The sequence below is a fragment of the Microbacterium sp. CPCC 204701 genome (assembly GCF_004010105.1).
GTDB lineage: Bacteria > Actinomycetota > Actinomycetes > Actinomycetales > Microbacteriaceae > Microbacterium.
On sequence record NZ_RRYE01000464.1, the window covers coordinates 1 to 2,061 of the forward strand.

The window sequence follows — 2,061 nt, forward strand, 5'->3', positions numbered from 1 at the left end:
CGGCCGGTCGCCCTCATCAACAGGACGGTGACGGATGCGGTGCCGCAGCTGGCGATGGACTACCGCCACGCGATCGGCCTCGTCGCCGACCACCTCGCCGAGCACGGCCACCGCCGGGTGCTGTACCTGGGCGGGCCGCTGTCCAGCGCTTCGAACCGGCTGCGCCTGGAGGGAATCGACGACGCCGAAGCGCGGCATCCGGGTCTCGTCGTCGAGCGCCGTGAAGTCGGCACGTCGCTCGACGCCGGCTGGGAGGTGGCCGAAGCGGTGCTGCACAGCGGTGCGACGGCCGTCATCGCGTTCAACGACCTCCTGGCGATCGGCCTGCTGTCGCGCCTTGACGACCTCGGCGTGCCGGTGCCGGACCGCCTCTCGGTCGTCGGCGTGGACGACATCCCGTTCGCGCGGTTCAGCCGGCCGCACCTGACGACGGTGTCGGTTCCCCAGGCCTCCATGGGCGGTATGGCGTGGGCCCAGCTCCAGGACGCGATGGCCGGTCAGCCGGCGGCAGGTCCGGTGTGGGTGCAGGGCACGCTCGTCGTTCGTCAGAGCACGGGACCCGCGCCCGCCTGACGAGCGGCGTCACCGGTCTCGCCGAACTCCGCGAGCTTGGCGAACATGTCCTCGAGGAAGAAGCGCACGTCGATCTGCTCGACCACGAGCACGTCTCCACCCCGGTCGGCCGAGACGCAGTGCCCCTCGTCGGTGAACCGCACGGGCGACTGCCTGCGGAACGAGGCGCACCACGGGTCGAGCACCAGGGCGATGGCGGGCGAATCGCCCAGTGAGCGAGACTCGACCGGCACACGGTGGTGGGCGGTGTTGAAGTCGACGACGGTCTGGGCGAGGTAGCGGCCGAGCTCACCGCAGGGCTCGACCCGGCGCCGGAGCTCCGCATAACCGACGCTCGCCAGCCGGTAGACGTTCGACGGCACCTGCCAGATGTCGATGCCGGATCCGAACACCACGTTGGCGGCGTGGATGTCATTGCGGAGGTTGAACTCGGGCCACGTGCCGCGCCACTCGCGATCGCCGTAGGGCGGCCCGCCGATCCAGATGACCGTCGTGTCGGTGTCGGCGATGTCGGGTGCGAGCAGCAGGGCGCTGGCCATGTCGGTCAGCGGCCCGAGAGAGGCGATGAACAGTGGCCCCGCGTCCGCGCGGCGCGCTTCGTCGATGATCAGCCGCGCCCCGGGGCTGTCCACGGGCGTGTCTGCGTCCGGCAGCCCGTGCTCCGCCCCGTTCGCGACGGGGACTCCGCCGGGCCGGCCGAGCAGATCGAGCAGGTGATCGAGCTCGCGCCGTGAGTCGAGCATCGACGTCGCGGAGCGCTCGTCGCCGAAGTGCGCGGGGACGATCCCCCGGATGTCGAGCGTCGGCGAGAGCAGCGCGTGCACCACCGCGAACTGGTCGTCGGCCTCGTTCTTGACGTCGGAGTCGATGATGACGCGGCGGGTGCGCGGGTCGTCGATGATCATGGCTTCTCGTCCTCCTGAGGGCCGCGGTCCATGGCGACGGCTGCCAGGGCGAGCAGCCCCGGCATCACGAACGCGAGCATCGGCGCGACAGCCAGGATCGCACCGGCGCTGGCCACCGCGAGCACCAGCAGCGCGGATCCGGCCGCGTCCTCCGACATCCGTCGCCACGCGCGAGCGAAGAGGACTCGCGGCGCGGTGTCGCGACGCCAGGTACCGGCGACCCGCAGCGCGACCGCGCCGAGTCCCGCGGCGAGGACGATCGGCAGCACCAGCGCCCACACCTCGCCCGGCGCGACGTAGGGCAGCAGCACGACGTCGATGACCAGCAGGGCGGTCACGAGCGTCGGGGCGACGATGTGGGAGAGCGGATGCCGCAGCACACGGTTCGCGAAGGCGCCCCACACGGCGCGTGCGCTGACGTGCCGATCGGTCCGTCGCGCGGTCCGCAGCGCCTCGACGCCGGCGCTCAGCGCCGCGAACCACGTGATGACGAGCAGCGAGAGTCCGAAGATCAGCACGCCCACGTACAGCACGTCGGAGAAGAGCTGGAACGTCGGCGAGTGCGGGTCGAGGCCGCCCGGCG

The 2,061-nt window shown here is 71.8% G+C and carries 3 protein-coding genes; 1 reads left to right on the top strand and 2 read right to left on the bottom strand.

The window, feature by feature from the left end:
- The coding region (locus EIO58_RS16815) for a LacI family DNA-binding transcriptional regulator (RefSeq protein ID WP_164861815.1) at positions 1-573 on the top strand (573 nt) is incomplete at its 5' end.
- On the opposite strand, the gene EIO58_RS16820 is transcribed toward EIO58_RS16815, so the two are convergent.
- Both EIO58_RS16820 and EIO58_RS19015 read right to left on the bottom strand, forming a co-directional pair.
- Positions 546-1,478: a nucleoside hydrolase gene (locus EIO58_RS16820; RefSeq protein ID WP_127820433.1), complete on the bottom strand. Its 933-nt coding sequence runs from the start codon at positions 1,476-1,478 to the stop codon at positions 546-548. The two genes, EIO58_RS16815 and EIO58_RS16820, sit on opposite strands and share 28 nt — an antisense overlap.
- Positions 1,475-2,061, bottom strand: a 587-nt coding sequence (locus tag EIO58_RS19015; RefSeq protein ID WP_164861816.1) for a hypothetical protein, incomplete at its 5' end; no start/stop codon positions are given. The genes EIO58_RS19015 and EIO58_RS16820, both read right to left, overlap by 4 nt.

What these genes read in the sequence shown, in the direction of transcription:
- EIO58_RS16820 (WP_127820433.1), bottom strand. Translation starts at nt 1,478, where the DNA reads ATGATCATCGACGACCCGCGCACCCGCCGCGTCATCATCGACTCCGAC.